The organism is Nocardioides proteolyticus, from assembly GCF_051280635.3.
Lineage (GTDB): Bacteria > Actinomycetota > Actinomycetes > Propionibacteriales > Nocardioidaceae > Nocardioides.
The window spans coordinates 1-24,229 of the sequence record NZ_JBNBPO030000013.1 but is presented as its reverse complement, the minus strand read 5'-3'; the positions used below and the strand labels follow the sequence as shown (position 1 = coordinate 24,229).

At 72.8% G+C, this 24,229-nt stretch carries 22 protein-coding genes and 1 pseudogene; 13 read left to right on the top strand and 10 right to left on the bottom strand.

Annotation, left to right across the window (positions count from 1 at the left end; all coding sequences use genetic code 11):
- The first annotated feature begins 48 nt into the window (after positions 1-48).
- The 4 genes from ACPOLA_RS09585 (at position 49) to ACPOLA_RS09570 (ending at position 3,348) form a co-directional block, all read left to right on the top strand.
- On the top strand, positions 49-438 hold the full coding sequence (locus ACPOLA_RS09585) for an ArsR/SmtB family transcription factor (protein WP_435770276.1): 390 nt from the start codon (positions 49-51) through the stop codon (positions 436-438).
- Entirely contained in the window at positions 438-1,196 is a 759-nt protein-coding gene (locus ACPOLA_RS09580) for a cation efflux transmembrane domain-containing protein (protein WP_435770194.1), read from the top strand. The genes ACPOLA_RS09585 and ACPOLA_RS09580 overlap by 1 nt, the downstream gene beginning before the upstream one ends.
- A gap of 84 nt (positions 1,197-1,280) precedes the next feature.
- The gene (locus tag ACPOLA_RS09575) at positions 1,281-2,927 is read left to right on the top strand and encodes a hypothetical protein (RefSeq protein ID WP_435770193.1); all 1,647 of its coding nucleotides are present in this window, start codon (positions 1,281-1,283) and stop codon (positions 2,925-2,927) included.
- Between the two features lie 103 nt (positions 2,928-3,030).
- Positions 3,031-3,348: a hypothetical protein gene (locus ACPOLA_RS09570; RefSeq protein WP_435770192.1), complete on the top strand. Its 318-nt coding sequence runs from the start codon at positions 3,031-3,033 to the stop codon at positions 3,346-3,348.
- Positions 3,349-3,417: 69 nt separating this feature from the next.
- Here the strand turns inward: ACPOLA_RS09570 and ACPOLA_RS09565 are convergent, their stop codons facing one another.
- Genes ACPOLA_RS09565 through ACPOLA_RS09550 form a run of 4 tightly spaced genes read right to left on the bottom strand, consistent with a single transcriptional unit; the run spans position 3,418 to position 7,358 of the window.
- Positions 3,418-5,745: a heavy metal translocating P-type ATPase gene (locus tag ACPOLA_RS09565; protein WP_435770191.1), complete on the bottom strand. Its 2,328-nt coding sequence runs from the start codon at positions 5,743-5,745 to the stop codon at positions 3,418-3,420.
- Positions 5,746-5,792: 47 nt separating this feature from the next.
- Positions 5,793-6,779 carry a DUF8832 domain-containing protein gene (locus ACPOLA_RS09560; protein ID WP_435770190.1) on the bottom strand — a complete coding sequence of 329 codons (987 nt, stop codon included), beginning with the start codon at positions 6,777-6,779 and terminating at the stop codon, positions 5,793-5,795.
- Positions 6,776-6,982 (bottom strand): heavy-metal-associated domain-containing protein, encoded by a 207-nt coding sequence (locus ACPOLA_RS09555; RefSeq protein WP_435770189.1) that lies wholly within the window; start codon positions 6,980-6,982, stop codon positions 6,776-6,778. The genes ACPOLA_RS09560 and ACPOLA_RS09555 overlap by 4 nt, the downstream gene beginning before the upstream one ends.
- Positions 6,983-7,037: 55 nt before the next feature.
- Entirely contained in the window at positions 7,038-7,358 is a 321-nt protein-coding gene (locus ACPOLA_RS09550; protein WP_435770188.1) for a metal-sensitive transcriptional regulator, read from the bottom strand.
- Positions 7,359-7,705: 347 nt separating this feature from the next.
- Between ACPOLA_RS09550 and ACPOLA_RS09545 the strand changes: the two genes are divergently transcribed.
- Both ACPOLA_RS09545 and ACPOLA_RS09540 read left to right on the top strand, forming a co-directional pair.
- Positions 7,706-7,909, top strand: coding sequence for a cold-shock protein (locus ACPOLA_RS09545; RefSeq protein WP_435770187.1), 204 nt, complete (start codon positions 7,706-7,708; stop codon positions 7,907-7,909).
- Positions 7,910-8,046: 137 nt separating this feature from the next.
- The gene (locus tag ACPOLA_RS09540) at positions 8,047-8,238 is read left to right on the top strand and encodes a hypothetical protein (protein ID WP_435770186.1); all 192 of its coding nucleotides are present in this window, start codon (positions 8,047-8,049) and stop codon (positions 8,236-8,238) included.
- A gap of 35 nt (positions 8,239-8,273) precedes the next feature.
- Here the strand turns inward: ACPOLA_RS09540 and ACPOLA_RS09535 are convergent, their stop codons facing one another.
- On the bottom strand, positions 8,274-9,320 hold the full coding sequence (locus ACPOLA_RS09535) for a hypothetical protein (protein WP_435770185.1): 1,047 nt from the start codon (positions 9,318-9,320) through the stop codon (positions 8,274-8,276).
- A 47-nt stretch (positions 9,321-9,367) separates the two neighbouring features.
- Here ACPOLA_RS09535 and ACPOLA_RS09530 point away from each other — a divergent pair, with 47 nt between their 5' ends.
- The 6 genes from ACPOLA_RS09530 to ACPOLA_RS09505 all read left to right on the top strand — a co-directional run bounded on the left by ACPOLA_RS09530 (position 9,368) and on the right by ACPOLA_RS09505 (position 15,274).
- Complete coding sequence (locus ACPOLA_RS09530) at positions 9,368-10,231, top strand: NUDIX hydrolase (RefSeq protein WP_435770184.1); 864 nt, start codon at positions 9,368-9,370, stop codon at positions 10,229-10,231.
- A 186-nt stretch (positions 10,232-10,417) separates the two neighbouring features.
- The gene (gene pstS / locus ACPOLA_RS09525) at positions 10,418-11,518 is read left to right on the top strand and encodes a phosphate ABC transporter substrate-binding protein PstS (RefSeq protein ID WP_435770183.1); all 1,101 of its coding nucleotides are present in this window, start codon (positions 10,418-10,420) and stop codon (positions 11,516-11,518) included.
- 85 nt (positions 11,519-11,603) lie between these two features.
- Entirely contained in the window at positions 11,604-12,554 is a 951-nt protein-coding gene (gene pstC, locus ACPOLA_RS09520) for a phosphate ABC transporter permease subunit PstC (RefSeq protein WP_435770182.1), read from the top strand.
- Between the two features lie 4 nt (positions 12,555-12,558).
- Complete coding sequence (gene pstA / locus ACPOLA_RS09515; protein WP_435770181.1) at positions 12,559-13,677, top strand: phosphate ABC transporter permease PstA; 1,119 nt, start codon at positions 12,559-12,561, stop codon at positions 13,675-13,677.
- A gap of 45 nt (positions 13,678-13,722) precedes the next feature.
- Positions 13,723-14,502, top strand: a complete 780-nt coding sequence (gene pstB, locus ACPOLA_RS09510; protein ID WP_435770180.1) for a phosphate ABC transporter ATP-binding protein PstB — start codon at positions 13,723-13,725, stop codon at positions 14,500-14,502.
- Between the two features lie 10 nt (positions 14,503-14,512).
- Complete coding sequence (locus ACPOLA_RS09505; protein ID WP_435770179.1) at positions 14,513-15,274, top strand: winged helix-turn-helix transcriptional regulator; 762 nt, start codon at positions 14,513-14,515, stop codon at positions 15,272-15,274.
- On the opposite strand, the gene ACPOLA_RS09500 is transcribed toward ACPOLA_RS09505, so the two are convergent.
- From ACPOLA_RS09500 to ACPOLA_RS09490, 3 genes are all read right to left on the bottom strand, one after another.
- Positions 15,275-16,288 (bottom strand): inorganic phosphate transporter, encoded by a 1,014-nt coding sequence (locus tag ACPOLA_RS09500; RefSeq protein WP_435770275.1) that lies wholly within the window; start codon positions 16,286-16,288, stop codon positions 15,275-15,277.
- 26 nt (positions 16,289-16,314) lie between these two features.
- Positions 16,315-16,932, bottom strand: coding sequence for a DUF47 domain-containing protein (locus ACPOLA_RS09495; protein WP_435770178.1), 618 nt, complete (start codon positions 16,930-16,932; stop codon positions 16,315-16,317).
- 130 nt (positions 16,933-17,062) lie between these two features.
- Positions 17,063-19,273 carry an RNA degradosome polyphosphate kinase gene (locus tag ACPOLA_RS09490; protein ID WP_435770177.1) on the bottom strand — a complete coding sequence of 737 codons (2,211 nt, stop codon included), beginning with the start codon at positions 19,271-19,273 and terminating at the stop codon, positions 17,063-17,065.
- 82 nt (positions 19,274-19,355) lie between these two features.
- On the opposite strand from ACPOLA_RS09490, the gene ACPOLA_RS09485 reads away from it, so the two are divergent.
- On the top strand, positions 19,356-20,387 hold the full coding sequence (locus ACPOLA_RS09485) for an alpha/beta hydrolase (protein WP_435770176.1): 1,032 nt from the start codon (positions 19,356-19,358) through the stop codon (positions 20,385-20,387).
- A 51-nt stretch (positions 20,388-20,438) separates the two neighbouring features.
- On the opposite strand, the gene ACPOLA_RS09480 is transcribed toward ACPOLA_RS09485, so the two are convergent.
- Entirely contained in the window at positions 20,439-21,059 is a 621-nt protein-coding gene (locus ACPOLA_RS09480) for a hypothetical protein (RefSeq protein WP_435770175.1), read from the bottom strand.
- Positions 21,041-24,229, bottom strand: a pseudogene (locus tag ACPOLA_RS09475) (coiled-coil domain-containing protein); the annotation flags it as partial. The gene ACPOLA_RS09480 and the pseudogene ACPOLA_RS09475, both read right to left, overlap by 19 nt.

Below are 24,229 nucleotides of genomic sequence, written 5' to 3'. Positions count from 1 at the left end.
CGGCGGTCGACATCGGCTACCCCGTGTCGATATCATCGCGGCATGGCGATGAAAATGCGGGCCGAGAGCGGGCCGTCGATCGACGAGACGGTGGCGCTCGAGGCTGCCTCCTGCCTTTTCCACGGGCTCTCCGACCCGTCCCGCCTGGCGATCCTGCGCCACCTCGCGCTCGGTGAGCACCGGGTGGTCGACCTGACCGCCCACCTGGGGCTGGCGCAGAGCACGGTGTCGAAGCACCTCGCGTGTCTCCGGGACTGTGGGCTGGTGACGTCGCGTCCGGTGGGGCGGGCGTCGGTCTTCGCGCTCGCGCACCACGACGCGGTGATCGACGTCCTCGCCGCTGCCGAACGACTGCTCGCGGTGACCGGTGACGCGGTCGTGCTGTGCCCCACGTACGGCGCCGCGTCGGGCCCCGCCGACGCGGCCGAGGAGGTGTGATGGCGGCCCACGTGCACGCTGCAACCGACCTCAGCGAGGCCGAGCGGAGCCGGCTGGGACGGCGGGCCCAGCTGCTTGCCGGTGCCTCGGTGGCCTACAACGGAATCGAGGCGGTGGTGGCGATCGCCGCCGGGCTGGTGGCGGGGTCGGTGGCGCTGGTCGGGTTCGGGCTCGACTCGGTGGTCGAGGTGTCCAGCGGCCTGATCATCCTCTGGCAGTTCCGGCACCGCCTGCCCGCGTCCCGGGAGCGGCAGGCGCTGCGCCTGATGGCCGCCTCGTTCTTCGCGCTGGCCGGCTACGTCACCTTCGAGTCCATCCGCGCCCTCGCGAGCGGCCACCAGCCCGAGTCGTCCCCGGTCGGGATCGGCCTCGCCGTCGCTTCGCTGGCCGTGATGCCGTTCCTGTCGTGGGCCCAGCGCCGCACCGGCCGCGCGCTCGGCTCCAACGCGGTCGTCGCGGACTCCACCCAGACGCTGCTGTGCACCTACCTCTCCGCGGTGCTCCTCGCCGGCCTGCTGCTGAACGCCGGCCTCGGCTGGTCCTGGGCCGACCCGGTCGCCGGCCTGGTGATCGCCGCCGTGGCCGTCAAGGAGGGCCGGGAGGCGTGGCGCGGCGACGCGTGCGGCTGCGGTCCCGTGGTCGCTGCTCAGGCCGACGATCCACGGGAACCGCTCCCGCCGGATGCCGTCGGCGACTGCGTCGACGGATGCTGTGGGGCCGAGGCGCCCCGCGGTGTCAGCGACGTCTCGCACCACTGAAAGTCCGTCACCGGATCGGCGCGCCCGCCAGGGGTACCACCGGGGTGCCAGGCACCGCGGTGCACGTCGTCCCGTGGAGGCACCATGATCGGACCGCGGTACCAGCGGTCGCGCGGACCCGTGCGCGTCGCTGGAGCAGTCGTCGCGCTGCTCTCCCTCCTCTGGATCGGTACGGCGCCGGCCGCGGCCGCCGACACCCTCGCCCAGCGGGACGGCGGTGGGGGAGTGGTCGCGAGCGGCAGCGGCCTCCTGTGCTGCCTGTTCATCCCGCTCGGCCTCGTGGTGCTCCTCGCCGCCACGCGGCGCCGCCGGTTCGCCGTCACCACGGTGGCCGTCCCCTCCTTCGGAGGAGCCCCTCCCCGCCAGCCGGCTCGGCCCGCCGCCGCCGACGAGGAGCTGCAACGGCGGGTGGAGGCCGCGCTGGTCGACCTCGACGACGCCATCCGCTCCTCGGCCGAGGAGCTCGCCCACGCCCAGCAGCAGCTCGACCCGGAGGCCGTCCGCCCCTTCCAAGAGACCCTGGACCACGCCCGGTCCCGGGCGCGTGACGCGTTCCACCTGCTGCGCACGGTGCACGCCGAGTCCGCCGCCGGCGTCCTCGACCTGACCCGCTGGCGGGCGCGCCTGGAGGAGATCCTGGACGTCGTCGCCGACGCCGACCGTGCGCTCGCCGCCCGCGAGGGCGAGCTCGAGCGCCTCCGGAGCCTGGAGGCCACGGTGCCGTGGCTGCTTGAGGACCTGCGCCGACGTGCGGAGGGCGTGCGTTCCCGGCTTCCGACAGCGGAGCGGGAGCTGGCCGCCATCGCCGAGGACCACGGCCCGTCGGCGCTCGGGACGGTGCGTGGCAACGTGGAGCAGGCCCGGCACCTGCTCGCCTCGGCCGACGGGTTCATGTCCACCGCCCACGGCCGCGTGTCGAGCGGCGACCGGTCGGCCGCGGTGGCGCCGTTCCGCGCTGCCGAGGAGGCCGTCGGCCAGGCCGAGATCCTGCTCGACGCGGTCACCCGGGTCCGCGAGGAGCTCGCCTCCGCCCCCGACCGCATCGACCGCGCGGTCGCCTCGCTCACCGACGACCTGGCCGACGTACGACGCCTCGGGGCCGGTGACGAGCGCACCCGGACCGCGGCGGCCGAGGCCCAGGCGGCGATCGAGGCGGCCCGGGAGGCGCGTGACCAGCGTGACCCGCTCGGTGCGCTGCGCCGTCTCGTGCGCGCCGAGCAGGAGCTCGACGCGGCGCTGGAGCGCTACCGCCGGTCCGGACGCGACCGGGCCCGCCACCTGGAGCTGCTCGACGAGCGCATCGCCCAGGTCGGGTCGTTCGTCGAGGAGGTGGATGCTCTGGTGCAGAGCCGGCGGGGCGCGATCGGCCCGGAGGCCCGCACGCACATCGCGGAGGCCGACCGGCTGCTCCGCACGGCGCTGGAGCGCGTCGGCGACGACCCGGCCGTCGCCGTACGACTGCTCGACGAGGCGGAGGAGCACGCCGAGCTGGCGCTGGCCATCGCCGAGGGCGAGGTCGTGGCCTGGGACGGTCACCCGCACGGGGCAGCGGGCGGCCAGCTCGGGACCATCGGCGTGGTCAACCCGGGCGCACTCGTGCTGGGCGGCATCTTCGGATCGCTGCTGGGCGGTGCCGTCGTCGGCCACTGGGGCAGCCGCGGGGGCGGATGGGGCGGCGTCGGCGGCGGGTTCGGCCGCGCTCTGGACCCGCGCGACGGCCCCGGTCGCTGACCGGGCCGACCCGGCTCGGTCGAACCTCCGCCAGTTCATCCGGGTCCACCGGTGTGACATTCTCAGCGGTATCTCAGGGTCGCCGTCCGGGTACTGGGTAGCCATGTCCACTTCCGGAAATCCCGTCCGTTCCGCTCGGCGCATCAGCACCGAGACCAAGGCGTCCTACAAGACCTCCGAGCTGCCGATCTTCCTCGTGGTGCTCCTGGGCATCCTGATCGCCTCCGCCGTCGCCGACGGCTCCGACTTCGGCGCGCAGGAGGCCTGGCGCTACATCACCTGGCTGACGATCGGATACCTGATCAGCCGGGGCCTCGCCAAGCTCGGCAGCCGGGAGTACTTCGACGACGACGCCGACGAGGCGCGCGGCCATCAGGGCGGCACCCACACGACCCCCGCCGCCGGCAGTCACACCGTCTGAGCCGGCCGACCGCGCAACGCACAGCGCCCCGGTGCCCAGCGGGCACCGGGGCGCTGCGCGGTGGCGGGCTCAGCCCTGGGCGTGGAACCGCCTCAGCCGCAGGCTGTTGCTCACCACGAACACCGACGAGAAGGCCATCGCGGCTCCGGCCAGCATCGGGTTGAGCAGGCCGGCGGCGGCGAGCGGCAGGGCGGCGACGTTGTAGGCGAAGGCCCAGAAGAGGTTGCCCTTGATCGTGGCCAGGGTCCGCCGGGACAGCCGGATCGCGTCGGCCGCGACCCTCAGGTCGCCCCGCACCAGGGTGAGGTCGCTGGCCTCGATCGCCACGTCGGTGCCGGTGCCCATCGCCAGGCCGAGGTCGGCCTGGGCGAGCGCGGCCGCGTCGTTGACGCCGTCGCCCACCATGGCGACGACCCTGCCGTCGCCCTGCAGTCGCTTCACCACGTCGACCTTGTCGGCGGGCAGCACGTCGGCGATCACCGAGTCGGCGGGGATCCCGACCTCGTCCGCGACGGCGCGGGCCACCGCGTCGTTGTCGCCGGTGAGCAGCACGGGGCGCAGCCCGAGTCCGCGGAGCCGGTCGATCGCCTCCCGGGAGGTCGGCTTGACCGCGTCGGCCACGACGACCACGCCCCGGGCCCTGCCGTCCCAGCCGACGGCCACCGCCGTGCCGCCCGACCGCTGCGCGGAGGCCATCGCCTCCACCAGCTCCGTCGGGAGCGGCTGCGACCACTCCTCCAGCAACCGTGGCCGCCCGACCAGCACGGCGTGGCTGGTGGCGCCGTTCCCAGCCCCGTCGCCGGCTCCGTCGCCGGCGACGACGCCCTGGACGCCGAGCCCCTCCAGGTTGGCGAAGTCCTCGACCGGCGGCAGCGCGCCGAGCCGGTCGCGGGCGCCGGTGGCGATCGCCTGCGCAATCGGGTGCTCGGAGGCGTCCTCGACCGCGCCGGCCAGCCGGAGCACCTCGTCGCGGTCCTCGCCGTCGGCGGCGACGACGTCGCGCAGGGTCATCTGGCCGGTGGTGACCGTGCCGGTCTTGTCGAGCACGACCGTGTCGATCTCGCGGGTCGACTCCAGCACCTCCGGGCCCTTGATCAGGATGCCCAGCTGGGCTCCGCGGCCGGTGCCCACCATCAACGCGGTGGGCGTCGCCAGCCCCAGTGCGCACGGGCAGGCGATGATCAGGACCGAGACCGCGGCGGTGAAGGCCGTCGCCAGGCCGGCGTCGGCGCCGACCCAGAACCCGAGGGTCGCGACGGCGAGACCGATCACGATCGGGACGAAGATGCCCGAGATCCGGTCGGCCAGTCGCTGGACCTGCGCCTTGCCGTTCTGGGCGTCCTCGACCAGCCGCGCCATCTGCGCCAGCTGGGTGTCGCTGCCGACCCGGGTGGCCCGGACGACGAGCCGCCCGCCGGCGTTCACGGTGGCCCCCACGACGGTGTCGCCGGGCGCCACCTCGACCGGCACCGACTCGCCGGTGAGCATCGAGGCGTCGACCGCGGAGGTGCCCTCCTCGACCACGCCGTCGGTGGCCACCTTCTCCCCTGGGCGTACGACGAACCGCGTGCCCACCGTGAGCTGCTCGGTCGGGATCCGCTCCTCCACCGTGCCGCCCGGTGTCTCCCGGAGCACGGCGACCTCCTTGGCGCCGAGCTCCAGCAGCGCGCGGAGCGCGGCGCCGGCGCGCCGCTTCGACCGTGCCTCGAAGTAGCGTCCGGCGAGGATGAACGTGGTGACGCCGGCCGCCGCCTCGAGATAGATGTTGCCGGAGCCGTCGGTGCGTTCGATGGCGAGCTCGAAGGGGTGGGTCATCCCGGGTGTCCCGGCGGTGCCCCAGAACAGCGCGTAGACGGACCAGCCGAAGGCGGCGAGGGTGCCCATCGAGACGAGCGTGTCCATGGTCGTCGTGCCGTGGCGCAGGTTGGTCCACGCCGCCTTGTGGAAGGGCCAGGCCCCCCACGCGACGACCGGCGCGGCGAGGGTGAACGACAGCCACTGCCAGAACTCGAACTGCCAGGCCGGCACCATCGCCAGCGCGATGACCGGCACGGTGAGCGCCGCCGAGATCAGCAGCCGCTCGCGCAGCCGGCGGGTCGGGTCGTCGTACGCCGCCTCGCGGTCGGCCGGCTCATCGCCGGCGGGCCGCGGGAGTGCCGCGCCGTAGCCGGCCTGCTCGACGGTGCGCACCAGGTCCTCGGGGGACACCTCGACCGGGAACTGCACCTTCGCCTTCTCGGTGGCGTAGTTCACGGTCGCGGTGACGCCGTCGAGCTTGTTGAGCTTGCGCTCGATCCGGTTGGCGCAGGAGGCGCAGGTCATCCCGCTGATCTCCAGCTCGACCTGCGCCGTGCCGGTGCCGGGTTGCTGCTCCATGGTGCTCGTTCCGGGGCTCATGCGGTGCTCACCTCTGCCTCTCTCGAAGCTGTCTGTGTGGTGGTGGATCAGTGGCCGTGGTCGTCGCCGTGCTCGTCGCCGGGTCCGTCGCCCTGGTCGTCAGGGCCGCTGGGTGACGCGGTCGGCTGGGCGCCGGGCTGGTCGCCCGCGGCCACGGTGAACGCGGCGGTCCGGACGACGCCCTCGTGCTTGAAGTCGAGGTAGAGCCGGTAGCGGCCCTCGCTCGGCACGGTGGCGTGGAAGACCACGTCGGGACCGGGATGGGTGCTGCCGTCGCCCGGCGTGCCGTCGGGGTGCACGTGCAGGTAGGCCAGATCGCCCTCCCGGAGCGCCACGAGGTGCCCGTAGGCCCCGAGGTAGGGCTGCAGGTCGGTGACCGGTCGGCCGTCCCGCGACACCGACAGGGTGAGTCGTGCGTCGCCGCCCGCCGCGAGGTCGCCGTCGAGGGTGACGGTGTAGCCGTCGACCTGCGCGGTGCGGCTCACCGGCGCCGGCGCGACCGGGGCGTGGTCGCCGGGCACGGCGAGGTCGGCGCCCAGGGTGAGCGCCTCGGCGCCGGTGGCCCTGAAGTCGGCGAACAGCCGCCAGGACCCGGGGGTCAGGTCCAGCCGCGTGGACCAGGTGCCGTCGCCGCGCATCTGGGGATGGACGTGCTGGAAGCCGGTGTGGTCGCGCCGTACGGCGATCAGGTGCAGCCGCTTCTCGTGCTCGACGTCGAACTCGGTGACCGGGCGCCCGTCGGGTCCGGTGATGGTGAACCGGACCGGCACGTCCTGGCCGGCGCGGGCGTGCGGGTCCGCGAGGGCGAGGGTGTAGCCGCCCTGCGAGGTCATCAGCCCGGCGGGAACGGAGTCCGCCGCCGGCGCGGCGTCCCCGTCACCGTGGCCGGTCCCTCCCGCGGCGCCGTGGTCCTCGCCGTGGTCGGCAGGCTCCGGCTCGTCGACCGGGCCGACGGCCCGTCCGACGCCGACCGCGATCCCGAGGACCGCGACCAGCGCCACGACGAAGCCGCCGACGCGCAGTGGGGTGCTCATGCCAGCTGGTAGCCGGCCTCCTCGACGGCGGCCTTCACGGCCGCGTCGTCGAGGTCCGACTCCGCGGTGACGGTGAGTGCTCCGGTCTCGAGGACGACGTCGACGTCGGCCACGCCCGGGATCTCCCGGACCTCCTCGGTGACCGAGGCGACGCAGTGGCCGCAGGTCATGCCGGTGACGGTGTAGGTACGGGTCTGGCTCATGATGCTGCTGTTCCTTCCGGTGTGGTGATCGGTGATCCGGGTGCTGGTGCGGGCGTCAGGAGCGGACGAGGCGGGCGATCGCGTCGGACGCCTCCTTGAGCTTGACCTCCGCCTCCGGGCCGCCCTCGCGGGCAGCGTCGACGACGCAGTGGGCCAGGTGCTCGTCGAGCAGGCCCAGCGCCACCGACTGGAGCGCCTTGGTCATGGCGGAGACCTGGGTCAGGATGTCGATGCAGTACTTCTCGTCCTCGACCATCCGCTGGAGGCCGCGGGCCTGGCCCTCGATCCGGCGCAGTCGCTTCAGGTAGTCGTCCTTGTTGTGGATGTAGCCGTGCTGGTGCCCGGCGTGGGCCTCGTCGTGGGGATGCTCGGTCATCGGGGGACTCCTCGTGCTGGGCGACGTGCGAACCATACTATACCCCCCTAGGGTAATGCTCAACCCCGCAGCCCGGCCCGCCGTTTCCGGGGCCGTCACGCCGGCGTCGCGCAACCTTCACGCAATCGGTGAGATTCGCCCGGCGGAGGAGTTCCGCTGTCGCCGCTGATTGGTAAGGTCCATCTCGCAGCGGATGCAGTTCTCAAGGTTCGACGCCTGCGGAGTCTGTGGCCGACGGCGTATCTGGTTTGTGGTGTCCCATCACGGGTCGGAGCGACGTGTCATCGCATCCGCTGCGGGCCGCCGAGGTGGCGGCTCTCGCCCCGACACAAGGAGTAACGAGCAACATGGCTCAGGGCACCGTCAAGTGGTTCAGCGCGGAGAAGGGCTTCGGCTTCATCGAGCAGGAGGGCGGCGGCGACGACGTCTTCGTGCACTTCTCCGCCATCCAGAGCCAGGGCTACAAGTCCCTGGAGGACAACCAGAAGGTCGAGTTCGACGTGACCCAGGGCCCCAAGGGTCCCCAGGCCGAGAACGTCCGTCCCCTCTGACCAGCCCACTCGGCTGATCGAGGAGACCCTCGCGTCTTCAGGTGGGGCCTCGCCGTTCGGCGGGGCCCCACCAACAATTTGTCCGAAGTTTCCCGGTTTGGGTCTTGCTCGCTGGGGGAAGATAGAAGCAGAGGTCCGTGCACGATCCAGTCGAGGGAAGGCAGGCGATGAGCGACCAGTTCGACGTCTCCCTCGAGGACGGCGACCTGATGGTGGAGGTGGAGCTCACCACCAACCTGATCATCGCCGCCAGCGCCTCTGAGGAGCGCCTCCCGCTCGAGGAGATCGACCGGATCCTGGGCGTCAGCCGCTCCTACGACGACAACTGACCGGGCCTCCCGCGCCGGCCCGCTCTGCCGCCGCGTCAGCAGGTGGCGAACAGCACCGGGCCGTGGTTGAGGTCGGAGACCACGAAGCTGTCGTCCACCGGGTCGAGCTCCATGGTGAGCACGCGTCCCTCGGTGCCGACCCTGCCGAGCTCGAAGACGTCGGGGAACGAGCCGCCCTGGCCGGGCGCGGGGCCGGCGGCGAGCGCCGAGCGGCTGTCCGCATCGGTCTGCGCCTGGTCCGCGGTCTCGAAGGCCATCGCGACCCGCACGTCGTTGCCGGGCAGCTCGGCGATGGCGAAGCCGCGCAGGGGATGGACCTCTCCGGCGGCGTCGACCAGCTCCGCCGCACGGGTGCGGTCGGCCGGCTCCGCCTCGCTCATGGCGAGCGCGGCGCAGGCGTGGTCACCGGTGTAGACCGTCGCGCTGAGGGCTCCGCCGACGGCTCCGACGACGTCGGCCACGCCGTCGTCCGCCTCGTCGCGGGCGGCGTCGGCCCGGTCCTCGAGGTACCCCGGGTCGTCGCTGCCGTACAGCACGCCGGCATCCTCGTCGATCTGCACGGCGGCCAGCTCGGGCGTGACCGGCCCGTCGAGCCGCTCGAGCACGTCGACGCCCCCGCGCCACACCCCGTCGTCCTCTGCGGGCTCCGGGAAGCCGGCCTCGCGCAGCCGGTCGCGAAGCGCGTCGTAGTCGAACGACTCCGGCAGGCCGACCATCACGATCGCGCCCTTCTCGCCCTGGGCGAAGAGCTCCCAGTCGATGGTGGCGGGGGAGAACCCCAGCTGGCTGTGGATCGTCGGCGCCGACTCCACCAGCGCGGTGGTGCCCGCCAGGTCGCGGTCGAAGGCGTCGGTGAGGAAGTCGTCGAGCTCCCCGACCGAGGACGCCGCCGACAGGTCGACGCCGACCTCGTCGCGGACGCCCGCCCAGTCCGTCCAGCTGAACCTGACCGACGACTCCGGTGCGAGTGCGACCGCGCGCTCCAGGCGGGTCCGGTCGTCGCGCTGCACGAGCCACACGACCACGGCCACGACGACGAGCACCAGCACGAGCCCGAGCGCGAGGATCCAGCGACGGCGCATCTGGCGGCGACTCCCCTCGTCTCGGTCGGACAGTGCAGACTAGCGCCGTGCCCGACATCCTCGCCGCCGGCGTGGTCACGTTCCGTCCCGGCCGGGAGGTGCTCCTGGTGCATCGGCCCAAGTACGACGACTGGTCGTTCCCCAAGGGCAAGCTCGAACGAGGGGAGCACCCCACGGCCGCCGCGGTCCGGGAGGTGGCGGAGGAGACCGGCCTGCACATCCGGCTCGGACCGCCGCTCGCCTCCCAGCGCTACCCCGTCGCGCGCCGGACGAAGACGGTGCACTACTGGACCGGCCGGGTGGTCGGGGACGACGACGTCTCGGCCTACCGCCCCAACGACGAGATCGACCAGGTGGCGTGGGTGCCCCTCGACGAGGCGGCCGAGCGGCTCAGCTACGTGCACGACCGCGGCACCCTCGCCGAGGCGCTCAAGGTGCGTCGCAAGACCCGTGCCGTCGTGGTGCTGCGGCACGCCAGGGCCCGCTCGCGCGACGCGTGGCGCGCCGACGACGCGGCGCGCCCGCTGCTCAAGGCCGGCGAGGTCGAGTCCGACCGACTGGTGCCGGTCCTCGCCGCCTACGACGTGACCCGCATCGTCACCTCCAGCAGCACCCGCTGCGTGCAGACGGTGCAGCCCTACGCCGACATGACCGGCTACCCGGTCGAGCTGCGCCCCGAGCTGAGCGAGGAGAAGGCCACCGAGGCGCTGGTGAACGACGTCGTCGACGAGCTCTTCCACTGCGGCCAGGGCGCCGTGCTGTGCACCCATCGCCCCGTCCTCCCTCTCGTGTACGACGCCGCGGGCCTCCGGATCCCGGAGCGGACCCACCCGCTGGAGAAGGCCGAGATGCTGGTCCTGCACGTGCGCAAGGGGTCGGTCGTCGCGGTCGAGCGACACAGCCTGCGCTGACGGCGGGGCGGGCGTCCGTACGACCGGTGAGACGACCGCCACCCGGCGCCCCCGCGGTGACCGCCACTGTTCACCGCCCGTTCAGATCGGCCGGGGAGTCGTGTTACCGACGCTTCCTAGCGTCTGTGGCGTCCGAGTACGCATCGGGGGGCCGAGCAACGCCCCTCAGCTCTGAGAGGCAAGTCCTTGAACTTCAAGTCCATTCGACGCGCAGTCGTCCCGGGTGTCGCCGCTCTGGCCCTGACCCTGACCGCCTGCGGTTCCTCCGACGACGAGGGTGGGAGCGGCAGCACCGACGCCGCTGAGCTCTCCGGCGAGCTGAGCGTCGGCGGCGCGTCCTCCCAGGAGTCGGCGCAGAACGCCTGGATCGTCGGCTTCAGCGAGATCGCTCCCGACGTCACCATCAACTACGACCCGATCGGCTCCGGCGGCGGCCGCGAGAACTTCGCGTCCGGTGCCTTCCCGTTCGCCGGCTCCGACTCCTACCTCGCGGACGAGGAGCTCGCGACCGCGACGGAGACCTGTGGCTCTGAGCCGATCGAGATCCCCAACTACGTCTCGCCGATCGCCGTGGTCTACAACGTCGAGGGCGTCGACGAGCTGAACCTCTCGCCCGAGGTCCTCGCCGGGATCTTCGCCGGTGAGATCAAGAAGTGGAACGACCCGGCCATCGTCGCCGACAACGAGGGCGCAGACCTGCCCGACGAGAACATCACCGCCGTGCACCGCTCCGACGAGTCGGGCACCACCGGCAACTTCACCGACTACCTCGCCGCCGTCGCGCCCGACGTGTGGACCCACGGCTCGATCGAGATCTGGCCCGAGGAGATCACCGGCGACGACGCCGGCAAGGGCACCTCGGGTGTGGTCGACACCGTCACCCGCAACGCCAACACCATCGGCTACGCGGACGCCAGCCAGGCGGGTGGCCTCGCGCAGGCCAACGTCGGCGTCGGCGAGGAGTTCGTCGCCCCCAGCCCCGAGGCCGCTGCGCGCATCCTCGAGGTCTCCCCCCGCGTCGAGGGCCGGTCCGACGTCGACATGGCGGTCGACCTCGACTTCACCACGCAGGAGGAGGGCACGTACCCGATCGTGCTGACGTCGTACCTGCTGGCCTGCCAGAGCTACGACGACGAGAACACCGCCGACATGGTCAAGGCCTACCTCGAGTACGTCGTCTCCGACGAGGGCCAGGAGCTGGCCAAGGAGGAGGCGGGATCCGCGCCGCTCGCCGAGGACCTCCAGTCCGAGGCGCAGGGCATCATCGAGAAGATCTCGGCGTCCTGACACCGTCCGCAGCAGACGAGCAGGGGACGGGCGCCACGCCCGCCCCCTGCTCGCGCTGTTCCACCACCTCGACCCGGAGGAACCCGTGAGCGCCACGATCGACGCGCCACCCGACCTGCCCCACCACGACGCCACGTCGACCCGTGTCGGTGACAACGTCTTCCGCACCGCCGCGCTCGGCGCGGCGCTGCTGGTCATCGCCTTCCTCGCCGGGGTGGCGATCTTCCTGCTGCTGCAGGGCCTGCCGGCGCTGGACGCCCACGACGAGCTCGCCTACGAGAAGCCCAACGTCTGGGACCTCGTGCTGCCGCTCCTGTTCGGCACGATCCTGGTGTCGATCCTCGCGATGCTGATCGTCACCCCCCTGGCGATCGGGCTCGCGCTGGTGATCTCGCACTACGCACCGCGCCGCATCGCCAAGCCGGTCGGGTTCCTGGTGGACCTGCTGGCGGCCGTGCCGAGCGTGGTGTTCGGGCTCTGGGGCCTGTCGGTGCTCTCGGACTACCTCAAGCCGCTGCACGACGGGCTGGCGCGCTGGCTGGGATGGATCCCGCTCTTCGACGGCCCGGCCAGCAACACCGGGAAGACGCTCCTCACCGCCGCCGTCGTGCTCGCCCTGATGGCGCTCCCCATCGTGACCGCGATCATGCGCGAGGTCTTCGCGCAGACGCCGCGCGCGCACGAGGAGGCCGCGCTGGCGCTGGGCGCCACCCGCTGGGAGATGATCCGCTACGCCGTGCTGCCCTACGCCCGGTCCGGCATGGTCGCCGCCCTGCTGCTCGGCCTGGGCCGCGCGCTGGGCGAGACGATGGCCGTGGCCATGGTGCTCTCGGCGACCGGCGCCACCATCAACTGGAGCGTGATCGGCGCCGACAACTCCAACACCGTCGCCGCCTTCATCGCCAACCAGTACGCGAACGCCGCCGGTCTGAAGACCAACGTGCTGATCTTCGCCGGGCTGGCGCTCTTCGTGCTCACGTTCCTCGTCAACTTCCTGGGCCGCTGGATCGCCACCCGCGGCGTGAACAAGGGCTGATCAGATGACCGAGCAACTCTCCGACCCGAGGCTCGACGAGCTCGACGGGACCCCGCCCGGCTCGCTGCTGGCCGACCCCGACGCCCGGCGCGGCACGCTGCCGCGGTTCGCGGTCGTCCTCGTGGCAGCCGTCGCGCTCGCCGCCGGCGGCCTGGTGGCCGTCCTGACCGGCCGGGGCCTGGCGACGACGGTGATCGTGGCCTGGCTCGTCCTCATGATCGCCTACCCGGCGTGGACCGCGGTCGTCGAGGGGCGCCGCTCCGCGGTTGACCACGCGATGGGTGCCCTGATGTGGACCGCGTTCGTGCTGGCCATGATCCCGCTGGTCAGCCTGGTCGTGACCGTCGTGGTCAGGGGCGCGCCGGTGCTGACTCCCGACTTCCTGACCAGCGACATGACCGGGCGGGCGCTCCTCGGCGAGGGCGGCGGCATCGCCCACGCGATCGCCGGCACCTTCCTGGTGACCCTGATCGCCGCGCTGATCGCGGTCCCGGTCGGCCTGCTCACGGCGATCTGGCTGGTGGAGTACGGCGAGGGCAGCAAGCTCGCCTCGATCATCACCTTCCTCGTCGACGTGATGACCGGCATCCCGTCCATCGTCGCGGGCCTCTTCGCCGTCGCCTTCTTCCAGGTGGTCACCGGCGACGACCTGCCACGGCTGGGCATCGGCGGCGGCGTCGCGCTGTCGCTGCTGATGCTGCCCACCGTCATCCGCGCGGTCGAGGAGATGCTCAAGCTGGTCCCCGCCGACCTCCGCGAGGCGTCGTACGCCCTGGGCGTGCCGAAGTGGCGCACCATCATCAAGGTGGTGCTGCCGACGGCCGTCGCCGGCATCGTCACCGGCGTGACCCTGGCGATCGCCCGGGTCGCGGGCGAGACGGCTCCGCTGCTGCTCATCCTCGGCACCGCGCGAGCCACCAACTGGAACCCGTTCGACGGGGCCGTGCAGACCCTGCCCGTCTTCATCTTCCAGTCCCTGTCGCAGACCTCGCACTTCAAGTACGGCGAGATCTGGTTCGACCGGGTCTGGGGCGCCGCCCTCGTCCTCATTCTCATCGTCATGACCCTCAACGTGGCGGCGCGGCTGGTCGGCAGCTTCTTCGCGCCGAAGTCCGGCAAATGACCGGCAGCCCCGCACCTGCACGCACCAGCAAGGAACTGAACTGACATGGCCAAGAGCATCGACGTCTCGAACCTGAACATCTACTACGGCGACTTCCTGGCCGTGCAGGACGTCAACATGACGATCCGGGCGCGGTCGGTCACCGCCTTCATCGGGCCGTCCGGCTGCGGCAAGTCCACGTTCCTGCGGTCGCTGAACCGGATGCACGAGGTGATCCCGCGAGCGCGGGTCGAGGGCAAGGTCGTCATGGAGGGCCAGGACCTCTACGACCCCGCCGTCGACCCGGTGGCGGTGCGCCGCCAGATCGGCATGGTGTTCCAGCGGCCCAACCCGTTCCCGACCATGTCCATCTACGAGAACGTGCTCGCGGGCAACCGGCTCAACTCCAAGCGGATCAAGAAGGCGGACGCCGACGCGATCGTCGAGCGGTCGCTGCGCGGCGCGAACCTCTGGAACGAGGTGAAGGACCGCCTCGACAAGCCGGGCGCCGGGCTCTCGGGCGGTCAGCAGCAGCGCCTCTGCATCGCGCGCGCCATCGCCGTGCAGCCGCAGGTGCTGCTGATGGACGAGCCGTGCTCGGCGCTGGATCCCATCTCCACCTCGGCGATCGAGGACCTGATCCACGAGCTGAAGAACGACTACACGATCGTGATCGTGACCCACAACATGCAGCAGGCGGCTCGGGTGTCGGACGAGACCGGGTTCTTCAACCTCAAAGCGACCGGCGAGCCCGGTCACCTGGTCGAGTTCAACTCCACGAAGAAGATGTTCGCCAACCCCGACGACCCGTCCACCGAGGCCTACATCTCGGGCCGGTTCGGCTGAGCCGACGCCGATGATCACCGCGGACGGGCGCTCGGGAGCCCGCCGCTCGGAGTCGCGTCAGCAGGCCGTCCGCGCCTACCTGCACCGCTGGGCGGAGACTGCAGGCGCACAGCTCCTCGTCGTCGATCCCGACGACGACGGTGGAGCCCTCGCGGACGCGATGGCCGGGCGCGGCATCCACGTCACCTGGGTCCGGTCGACCACCGATGGGCTGGTCGCGTTCGGTCGCACCGACCCCCTCGGCGTCGTCGTGGCGCCGGACGCGCCGGGCATCCCCGCCGCGGAGTTCGTGGGCGTCATCCGGCGGCACGGGTCGCCGTACGTCATCGCGGGGGCGGCGGACGTCGCCTCCGCGCCCTCCGGGCAGCTCGGTGCGCTGATGCTGGCCGGCGCCTCCGCCGTGGTGCTCCGGCCCTATCCGCCGGAGCACCTCTGGGAGCTGCTCGCCCACGGACCACGGTCGCTCGCCGACCACGCGCGCGTCGAGGCCGGCCCGATCGAGCTCGACGCGGCCGCGTACAGCGTGCGGGTCCACGGAGAGCGGATCGGCGACCTGCCGCTGAAGGAGTTCGAGCTGCTGCGTGCCCTGATGCTGCACGCGCCGGGCGTGGTCACCGACGAGGAGCTGCGCGAGGCGCTGTGGGGCACGACCGGCAAGCGACCCGGCGGCAACACCATCGCCATGCACGTCGCGCGGCTGCGGGGACGACTGGACGGGGTGGCCGTCGTCCGACGCATCCGCGGCCGCGGCTACAGCCTCACCTTCGAGTGATCAGTTCCCCGGGATCACCGCGGCGAGCGCGAAGTAGGTGCCGACCGCGACGGCGGCCGCGGCGGGGATGGTGACGATCCAGGCGACCACGATCCCGCGCGCCACGCCCCAGCGGACGGCGCTGAACCGCTTCGTCGCGCCGGACCCCATGATGGCCGAGGTGATCGTGTGCGTGGTCGAGACCGGCGCGTGCAGGCCCATCGCCATGACGTAGAGCACCGTCGCCGCGACGCCCTCGGCTGCGAAGCCGCGGGGCGGGTCGAGGTCGATGATCTTGCGCCCGAGCGTGCGCATGATCCGCCAACCGCCCGAGTAGGTGCCGGCCGCGATGGCGAGGGCGGCGGCGACGATCACCCACAGCGGCACGGTCTCGCCGTCCTCGTAGCCGCCGGCGACCAGGGCGAGCACGATCACACCCATCGTCTTCTGGGCGTCCTGGAGGCCGTGACCGAGCGACATGCCCGCGGCCGAGACAGTCTGCGCGAGCCGGAAGCCACGGTTGACGCGGTTGGGCTTCGCCTTGCGGAACAGCCACATGATGGCGGTCATCAGCACGAACGCACCGAGGAACCCGATGAGCGGCGAGGCGATCATCGGGATGGCCACCTTGTCGACGAGCGTCTGCCACTCGACGGTCGTGGCGCTGGCGAGCCCGGCGCCCACGATGCCGCCGATCAGGGCGTGCGACGAGGAGCTGGGAATGCCGAAGTACCAGGTGATGAGGTTCCACGTGATCGCGCCGATCAGCGCGGCGGCGACGATGGTCAGGGCGTGGATGCGGTCGAGCTCAGCCCCCGATGTGGTGGCCTCCTCGATCCGGATGATGCCCTGGATCGTCTGGGCCACCCCGACGCCCAGCAGTGCGCCGACGAAGTTGAGGATCGCGGCCATGGCCAGTGCGATGCGCGGGGTGAGGGCGCGGGTCGACACGGAGGTGGCGATCGCGTTGGCAGCGTCGTGGAACCCGTTGGTGTAGTCGAACACCAGGGCGATCACCACGACCGCGATCACCATCAGCAAGATGGCATCCACGAGGCGGGTCAGCCTTCCTTGACGGCGATCTGCTCCACGGTGTTCGCGACCTTCTCGAAGGCGTCGATGGCGCCCTCGAGGGACTCGACGATGTCCTTGAGCTTGAGGACTTCGATGGTCTTGAACTCGCCGGAGAAGAGCTTCGCGAGCGTGCGCCGGTGGTTGCGGTCGCCGGCGTTCTCGAGCCGGTTGATCTCGATCCAGTAGTCGTCGAGCGACTTCATGGAGCGCAGCCGCGGCATCGCGTCGGCCGTGAGCTCGGCGCAGCGCTGGATGACCTCCACCTGCTCGGACAGCTCCGGCGGGAGCGTCGCGACCTCGTAGAGCAGGATCAGGTCGACCGTCTCGTCCATCATGTCCATGATGTCGTCGAGACCCGAGCCGAGGGCGTAGATGTCCTCGCGGTCGAACGGCGTGACGAAGGTGCTGTTCACCTTCTTGACGATGGCGTGGGTCGTCTCGTCGGCCGCGTGCTCGGCGGCGCGCATCCGCTCGGCGACCGACGCCTTGTCCGACGACTCGGACAGCATCTCGGCAAGCAGCTCGGCACCGGCGACCAGGTGCTGCGCCGAATCGGTGAAGAGGTCGTAGAAGGAGGTATCGACCGGACGCAGACGCAGACCCACATGGACTCCCGTTGAGGCGGAGACGAACGGCATCATGCTAGGGGGTCGCGCGCAGATGAACGCAACCCGAGGCTCCACCCCGCGATGTGGTGCTGCGCACGGCGCCCGCTCGCGAGCGCATCGCTGCAGGTCAGAGGGGATTTACCGCGCTGTGGCGACGGGTCCGCTGCAGCTCGATCAGGGTCTCCTGCAGGTGGCGGGAACCGTCGTTCCTGGTCCACTCGCCGTCCGGGCGCAGCTCCCACGCGGCGGTGGTGGGCGCGAAGGCCAGGTCGAGCAGGGAGTGGACCTCCTCCTGGCTTCGGCTCGGCAGGCGGACCAGGGCCTCGACCCGACGGTCGAGGTTGCGGTGCATGAGATCGGCGGACCCGATCCAGGCGACGGGCTCGCCGCCGTTCTCGAACGCGAAGATCCGGCTGTGCTCGAGGAAGCGCCCCAGCACCGAGCGCACCCGGACGTTCTCGCTGAGTCCCGGCACGCCGGGCCGCAGCGCGCAGATGCCGCGGATCAGCAGGTCGACCTGCACCCCCTCGCAGGAGGCGAGGTACAGGGCGTCGATGATCGGCTCGTCGACGATCGAGTTGGCCTTGATCCGGATCCCGGACGGCCGGCCCGCGCGATGGTGGGCGATCGCGCCGTGGATCTGGTCGAGCAGGCCGCTGCGCAGCGAGTCCGGGGCCACGAGCAGCCGGTCGTACGTCGCCTTGCGCGACCACCCGGACAGGTTGTTGAAGAGGTGGGCGACGTCCTCGCCGATGGTCTCGTCGGTGGTCAGCAGGCCGAGGTCCTCGTACATCCGCGAGGTCTTGGGGTTGTAGTTGCCGGTGCCGATGTGGGTGTAGCGCCGGATGCCCTCGGGCTCGTCGCGGACCACCATGGCGAGCTTGCAGTGGGTCTTGAGGCCGATCAGCCCGTAGACGACGTGGCAGCCGGCCTGCTCCAGCTTGCGCGCCCAGCGGATGTTGGCCTGCTCGTCGAAGCGCGCCTTGATCTCGACCAGCACCAGCACCTGCTTGCCGGCCTCGGCAGCGTCGATGAGCGCGTCGATGATCGGGGAGTCTCCCGAGGTGCGGTAGAGGGTCTGCTTGATGGCGAGGACGTGCGGGTCGGCGGCCGCCTGCTCGATGAAGCGCTGGACCGACGTCGCGAACGAGTCGTAGGGGTGGTGCACCAGCACGTCGCGGCGCCGCAAGGCCTTGAACACGTCGACGGGGGCGGCCGACTCGACCTCGGCCAGGTGCCGGTGGGTGGTCGGCACGAACGACGGGTACTTCAGGTCCTCCCTCGGCAGGTCGGCGATGCTGTGGAGGCCCCGGAGGTCGAGCGGGCCCGGGAGGTGGAAGACCTCCCCCTCGCTGATGCCGAGCTCGGAGATCAGCAGCTCGAGCACCGACGGGGTGATCGACGCCTCCACCTCCAGCCGCACCGGCGGGCCGAACCGCCGGCGCAGCAGCTCCTTCTCCAGGGCCGCGAGCAGGTTCTCCGCGTCGTCCTCCTCCACCTCCAGGTCCTCGTTGCGGGTGACCCGGAAGGTGTGCACCTCCAGCACCTCCATGCCGGGGAACAGCCGGCCGAGGTGCGCCCCGATCACGTCCTCGAGCGGCACGAACCGGTCGTTGCCGACGGCGACGAAGCGATCGAAGTTCGACGGCACCTTGACGCGGGCGAAGTGCTCCTTGCCCGTCTTCGGGTTGCGGATCAGCACCGCGAGGTTGAGCGAGAGGCCCGAGATGTAGGGGAAAGGATGGGCGGGGTCGACGGCCAGCGGCGTCAGGACGGGGAAGACCCGCTCTTTGAAGAGCCGCTTGCACAGCTTCTGCTCGTCCTTCTCGAGGTCGGACCACCGCACCAGCTCGATCCGGTGGTCGCGCAGCGCGGGCACGACCTCCTCGCGGAAGACGCGCGCGTGCCGGTGGCTCAGCTCGGCGGCCCGCGTCCAGATCGCCTCGAGAACCTCTCGCGGCATCAGGCCGGAGGCGGCTCGCACGGCCAGGCCGGTCGCGATCCGCCGCTTCAGCCCGGCGACGCGGACCATGAAGAACTCGTCGAGGTTGCTGGTGAAGATCGCCAGGAACCGGGCCCGCTCCAGCAGCGGCAGCTCGTCGTCCTCGGCGAGCTCGAGGACCCGCTCGTTGAAGCGGAGCCAGGACAGCTCGCGGTCGAGGAACCGGTCGGGCACGCCCTCGATCGCACTCACCGTCTCCGGGGCGGGGGAGTAGTGGTCGTCCGCCGGCCCGTCCGCCGCCCCGTCCTGCGGCCCGTCCGCCAAGCCGTCGGCGACGGCCGTGAGCCGCCCGCGGTGGTCGCTGGACTCGGTGTCGCGGTGCGGCTCGGTGGACATGGCGCCGAGTGTCGCACCGCCCGGTGAACAGCAGGTGACCTTGCCGACCGGCCCGGCGTCGTACCGAAGTAGGTTGGCGCACGTGAGAGCACGTACCGCTGTCGAAGCCGCCGGCCTCAAGGCCCTGATGGGGATGCCCGAGCGGGCCCAGCGCCTGCTCGCCGGACGACCCGTGCACCTGGACGGGCAGACCCTCGCCACCGACCTGCAGCTGATGCTGCGGCTCCAGGCCATCGCCCGGCCGCGGGACGAGCAGGTGCCGGTCGCCGACATGCGCAGGAACCTGCGGCAGGAGTCCGGGATCGTCGGCGGGCAGCAGCGGATCGGCGCCGTCCGGGACCTGGAGGTCGCCGGCCGCCCGGCCCGCCACTACCTGCCCAGCCACCCCGCGACGCCCCGTTCGACGCCGGGCCCGCTGCTGGTCTTCTACCACGGTGGCGGCTTCATGGAGGGCGACGTGGACTCCCACGACGCACCGTGCCGCTTCCTCGCCGAGCGCTCCGGCGTGCCGGTCGTGTCGGTGTCCTACCGGCTGGCTCCCGAGCACAAGCTCCCCGCGGCGCACGACGATGCCTACGAGGCGTTCCGGTGGGTGCGCGACCACGCCGACCAGTTGCGAGCGGACCCCCAGCGGATCGCCGTGGGCGGTGACTCGGCGGGCGCCAACCTCGCAGCCTGGGCGGCCATCTCCGCGGCGCGGGACGGGCTCCCCGTGGCCTGGCAACTGCTGGTCTATCCCTGCGCCGACGGGCTGCGAGACGGCGAGAGCGTGCGGCTCTTCGGCGAGGGCTTCTACCTCACCCGCGAGTTCATCGAGCGGGCCGACCTCTCCTACACCAACGACCTCTCCGAGCGCGCCGACGAGCGCCTCTCGCTGGTCCGCGCCGAGCTCCCCGCCGGCCTGGCGCCGGCGTACGTCGCGACGGCCGGGTTCGACCCGCTCCGCGACGAGGGCGAGGACTACGCCCGTCGGCTGGCGGAGGCCGGCGTCGACGTCGAACTCACCCGGTTCCCCGACCAGGTGCACGGCTTCCTGAACATCCTCAACGTCGGCCGCACGAGCCGGGCGGCGGTCACCGAGATCGCTGGCCGGATGCGGGCTGCGCTGGCGTAGCGCCGTCCCAGGACGGCACTCGGTCGGTCGCAGGCCGGCTCACGGGGCGGGTCACAGGGCGGGTCGGTGCTCGCGCAGCTGCCGGACGAACTCGTGCGGGTCGACCATCGAGGCGTCCACGACGAACGGGTCGAGGCCGCGGCGCAGGAAGTGCACCGCCCAGCCGCGGTCGCCCGGCCGGCCGAGCATCTCGACCCTGGTCTCCGGCTTGCGGAGGTCGAACCGGTGGGTGGAGTCGCCCTGCTCGACGTACACGATCCCGCGGATCACGCTGACCTCGACCGGCACCACCCGGGTGCGGGCCGCAGCCCAGGCCAACACGATGGTCAGCAGCACGATCACGACGCCGAACGGGCTGAACAGCTTGCCGTTCAGCAGCGCGAGGAAGGCGACCATGCCGGCGACCACGGCGGTCGCGGCCAGCACCAGCGAGAGGATGCGCGGGTCGCTGCCGTCTCCGGTCAGCCGGTCCGGCTCCGCAGCGCTGTCGTCGAAGAGAGACAGCCCCGCCGGGTCGGCCGACTCGAGGTCGGAGATCTGCGCGCGGGCCCGGTCGAGCTCGCCCCTCAGGCGCTCGACCTCCCGCTCCGCCGCAGCGCAGCGGCGCGCGAGCTCGTCCCGCTCCGTCGGGGGCGATCCTGGTCGGTCGGTGCCTAGAGGTCCGGTCTCCACTGGCGAAGTGCCTCCATGAAGGTGTGTGGGTCGACCATCCGCGAGTCGATGGTCACGGGCGACATGCTGCGGCGCAGGATCAGGACCCGCCACGTCCGCTGCCCGGGCCGGCCCGTCTGCTCGATCTTGGTGTTGGGGCTGGTCAGGTCGAACCGGGTGTTGACGTCGCCGACCGTGACCTTGAGGACGCCGTGCTCGTCGAGGTGGACGGTACGGGTGGAGTTGCTGACCCGCAGCGCGTAGCCCAGCAGCACGGTCGCCACCACGGTGAGGGTGGCGCTGAGGCCGATGTCGTCCCACAGCCGGCCCTGGAAGGCCATCCGGCCCACGACGGCCGCGCACGCCAGGGCGACGAGGATGGCGAGCGGCGCGAGGCTGCCGTTGCCGCGCCGCGCGTGGAACGGGACCGGCTTCGCGGGGCCGGCGGCGGCCGCGCCGACCGGCTCCGGCGTGGGGTGCGGCTTGGCGTCCGGCTTGGTCACCGGCTCGGGTGGGGCGGGCTCGAGTGCGGCGGGCTCGGGGTCGACGGCGTCCGGCTCCGCGGCCTCCGGCTCCACCGGCTCGGGCTCCGCGGGCTCGGGCTCCACCGGCTCCGGCTCCGGCTCCGGCTCCGCGGGCTCGGTCTCGACGAGCGCCGCGTCGACGGGCTCGGGCTCCACGGGCTCGGCGGGCCCGGTGGGCTCCGACTGCGGCTCCACGGCGGCAGCCACGAGCTCGGCCTCGACGTCGTGGTCGGCCCGGACATCGTCCTCGGCCTGGGCATCGGCCTCGAGATCGGAGTCGGGACCGCCGTCGGCGTACGGGTCGAAGGCGTCCGTCTCATCCGCGGCCTCGTCCGCTGGGGAGGGTTGGGTCTCCGACAGGCTGGCCGTGCGACGCCATTGCTCGAGGAGGCTCGGCGTCTCGAGCGGCACCGCCCCCGGCTCCTCCGCAGGCTCGAGGGAGTCCGCGCCGGGGCGCGCGCCGGCGCGCCAGCGCTCCAGGAGCGAGGGCTGCCGGTCGGCCGGACGGTCGGACCGTGCGGCGGCGACCTCGTCGTGGGCCATGTCGTGCCGCGGTTCGGGTTCGAGCGCTGCGTCCGCGTCCGCGTCCGGCTCCTGCTCCGGCTCCAGGCCGGGCTCCTGCTCTGCTGGCGGCGGCTCGCCGGACGCAGCGGCGGCTTCGGCGGGGGACTCGACGACGTCGCCCGCGACCGGCTCGCTCGCGGGACCGGCGAGAACCTCCTCGAGCGAGGCCGGTGGGAGCTCGACGTCGGGGGCCTCCCGCTGCTCGACCGCCTCCCCGGCGGGCTCGACCGGCTCGGCAGGCGCAGCGGGCTCGGCCGGCTCGACGGGCTCGACGGGCTCGGCCGGCTCGACGGGCTCGACGGGCTCGGCGGCGGCGGAGACCAGGCGCTCCTGGATCTGTGCGACGCGATCGGCCAGCTCGGCCACGCGCGCATCGGCGGCAGCACGCGCCTCGGCCTGCGCCGCGGCCGCAGCCTCGGCCTCGGCGCGGGCGAGCGCCGCCTCGGCGACGGCCCGCTCCCGCTCCTGGGCGAGCTCGCTGGCACGGGCCTCGGCCTCGGCTCGGATCTGGGCGGCGTCGGCGAGGGCCCGCTCCCGCTCCTGGGCGAGCTCGCTGGCACGGGCCTCGGCCTCGGCTCGGATCCGGGCGGCGTCGGCCAGAGCACGTTCGCGTTCCTGGGCGAGGTCGGCGGCTCGGGCCTCGGCCTCGGCGCGGGCCTGGGCCTGTTCGGCGGCCAGGGCGTCGGCCTCGGCGCGGGTCTGGGCGGCGTCGGCGAGGGCGCGTTCGCGTTCCTGGGCGAGCTCGGCGGCTCGGGCCTCGGCCTCGGCGCGGGCCTGGGCCTGCTCGGCGGCCAGGGCCTCGGCCTCGGCGCGCGCGAGCGCGGCGTCGGCGAGGGCGCGCTCCCGTTCCTGGGCGAGCTCGGCGGCTCGGGCCTCGGCCTCGGCACGGGCCTGGGCCTGCTCGGCGGCCAGAGCCTCGGCCTGCGTGCGTGCGACGGCGGCCTCCGCGAGGACCCGCTCCTGGTCCTGGAGGATCTCGGCGGCCCTCGCCTCGGCATCCGCCCGAGCGCGGGCCTGCTCCGCGGCGGTGGCCTCCGCCTCGGCGCGGGCGCGCGCGTGGATCAGGGCCTGCTCCTGCAGCTCGACCAGCTCCGCCTGGAGTCGCTGCACGGCCTCGCTGTGGTCGGCGGCTGCTCGCTCGAGCTCGGAGAGGGCGGCCGCGGCGCGGTTCTCGGCGTCGGTGCGGGCACGGGTCGCCTCGGCCGCCACGTCGGCGGCGAGGGCGAGGGCCTCGGTCGCAGCCTTCTTCTCCTCCGCCAAGGCCGCAGCCGAGTCGTGTGCCGCGGCGGCGGCGGCCTGCGCCTCGCGGGCGAGCTCCAGCTGCTCCCGAGCCGCCTCCTCCGCGAGCCGGCGGGCTTCGTGCGCCTCCTCGGCCCGCCGGGCCTGTTCGGTGGCGGACTCGTCGGCGGCCAACCGGGCGGCGACCTGTTCCTCGGCGCGCGCGGCGGCGTCACTGGCGCGGCGCTCGGCGGCCTCCGCCGTCTCCAGCGCGATCCGGGCGAGCTCGGCCTGCTCGATCGCGGCCTGCTCGGCGGCCTCCCGTGCCTGGTGGGCCTCCTGGGCGAGCCGGGCGTGCTCGGCGGCCGCCTGCTCGGCGGCAGCCCGCTCCTCGACGGCCTCGCGTGCCAGTGCTCCGTGCTCCTCGGCGCTCGCGGCGGCCTGCTCGGCGAGCAGCCGCGCGCGCTCCTCGGCCGCCTCCGCCGCCTGGTGCGCCTCCGCGGCCAGCGCCGCCTGCTGGCGGGCGGCCTCCTCGGCGAGCGCACGCGCCTGCGCGATCTCCGTCGAGGTGCGCTCGGCGGCCTCGCGCTCCTCGAGCAGGCGCCGGGCGAACTCGGCGTGCTCGGCGGCGCTGACCGCGGCTGCCTCGGCCATGACCCGGGCGCGCTCCTCGGCGGCCGCCCGCTCCTCGTGGGCCTGCCGGGCGGCGGTGGCGTAGGTGGCCGCTGCCTGCTCGGCCTCCTGGCGTGCTGCTGCGGCGGCCGCGGCCTCCTCCGCCTGCTCGCGTGCGCGGGCCTCGGCGGCCTCCCGCTCGGCCTGCGCGGCCGCGGCGCGCTCGGCCTGCTCGATCGCGTGGCGCTCGGCCTCCTCGCGTCGCGCCGCCTC

What these genes read in the sequence shown, in the direction of transcription:
- ACPOLA_RS09500 (WP_435770275.1), bottom strand. Translation starts at nt 16,288, where the DNA reads ATGGTGATCGCGGTCGTGGTGATCGCCCTGGTGTTCGACTACACCAAC.
- pstA (WP_435770181.1), top strand. Translation starts at nt 12,559, where the DNA reads ATGACCGAGCAACTCTCCGACCCGAGGCTCGACGAGCTCGACGGGACC.
- ACPOLA_RS09535 (WP_435770185.1), bottom strand. Translation starts at nt 9,320, where the DNA reads ATGCGCCGTCGCTGGATCCTCGCGCTCGGGCTCGTGCTGGTGCTCGTC.
- ACPOLA_RS09560 (WP_435770190.1), bottom strand. Translation starts at nt 6,779, where the DNA reads ATGAGCACCCCACTGCGCGTCGGCGGCTTCGTCGTGGCGCTGGTCGCG.
- ACPOLA_RS09565 (WP_435770191.1), bottom strand. Translation starts at nt 5,745, where the DNA reads ATGAGCCCCGGAACGAGCACCATGGAGCAGCAACCCGGCACCGGCACG.
- ACPOLA_RS09545 (WP_435770187.1), top strand. Translation starts at nt 7,706, where the DNA reads ATGGCTCAGGGCACCGTCAAGTGGTTCAGCGCGGAGAAGGGCTTCGGC.
- ACPOLA_RS09550 (WP_435770188.1), bottom strand. Translation starts at nt 7,358, where the DNA reads ATGACCGAGCATCCCCACGACGAGGCCCACGCCGGGCACCAGCACGGC.
- ACPOLA_RS09585 (WP_435770276.1), top strand. Translation starts at nt 49, where the DNA reads ATGAAAATGCGGGCCGAGAGCGGGCCGTCGATCGACGAGACGGTGGCG.
- ACPOLA_RS09505 (WP_435770179.1), top strand. Translation starts at nt 14,513, where the DNA reads ATGATCACCGCGGACGGGCGCTCGGGAGCCCGCCGCTCGGAGTCGCGT.
- ACPOLA_RS09555 (WP_435770189.1), bottom strand. Translation starts at nt 6,982, where the DNA reads ATGAGCCAGACCCGTACCTACACCGTCACCGGCATGACCTGCGGCCAC.
- ACPOLA_RS09570 (WP_435770192.1), top strand. Translation starts at nt 3,031, where the DNA reads ATGTCCACTTCCGGAAATCCCGTCCGTTCCGCTCGGCGCATCAGCACC.
- ACPOLA_RS09490 (WP_435770177.1), bottom strand. Translation starts at nt 19,273, where the DNA reads ATGTCCACCGAGCCGCACCGCGACACCGAGTCCAGCGACCACCGCGGG.
- pstB (WP_435770180.1), top strand. Translation starts at nt 13,723, where the DNA reads ATGGCCAAGAGCATCGACGTCTCGAACCTGAACATCTACTACGGCGAC.
- ACPOLA_RS09580 (WP_435770194.1), top strand. Translation starts at nt 438, where the DNA reads ATGGCGGCCCACGTGCACGCTGCAACCGACCTCAGCGAGGCCGAGCGG.
- ACPOLA_RS09575 (WP_435770193.1), top strand. Translation starts at nt 1,281, where the DNA reads ATGATCGGACCGCGGTACCAGCGGTCGCGCGGACCCGTGCGCGTCGCT.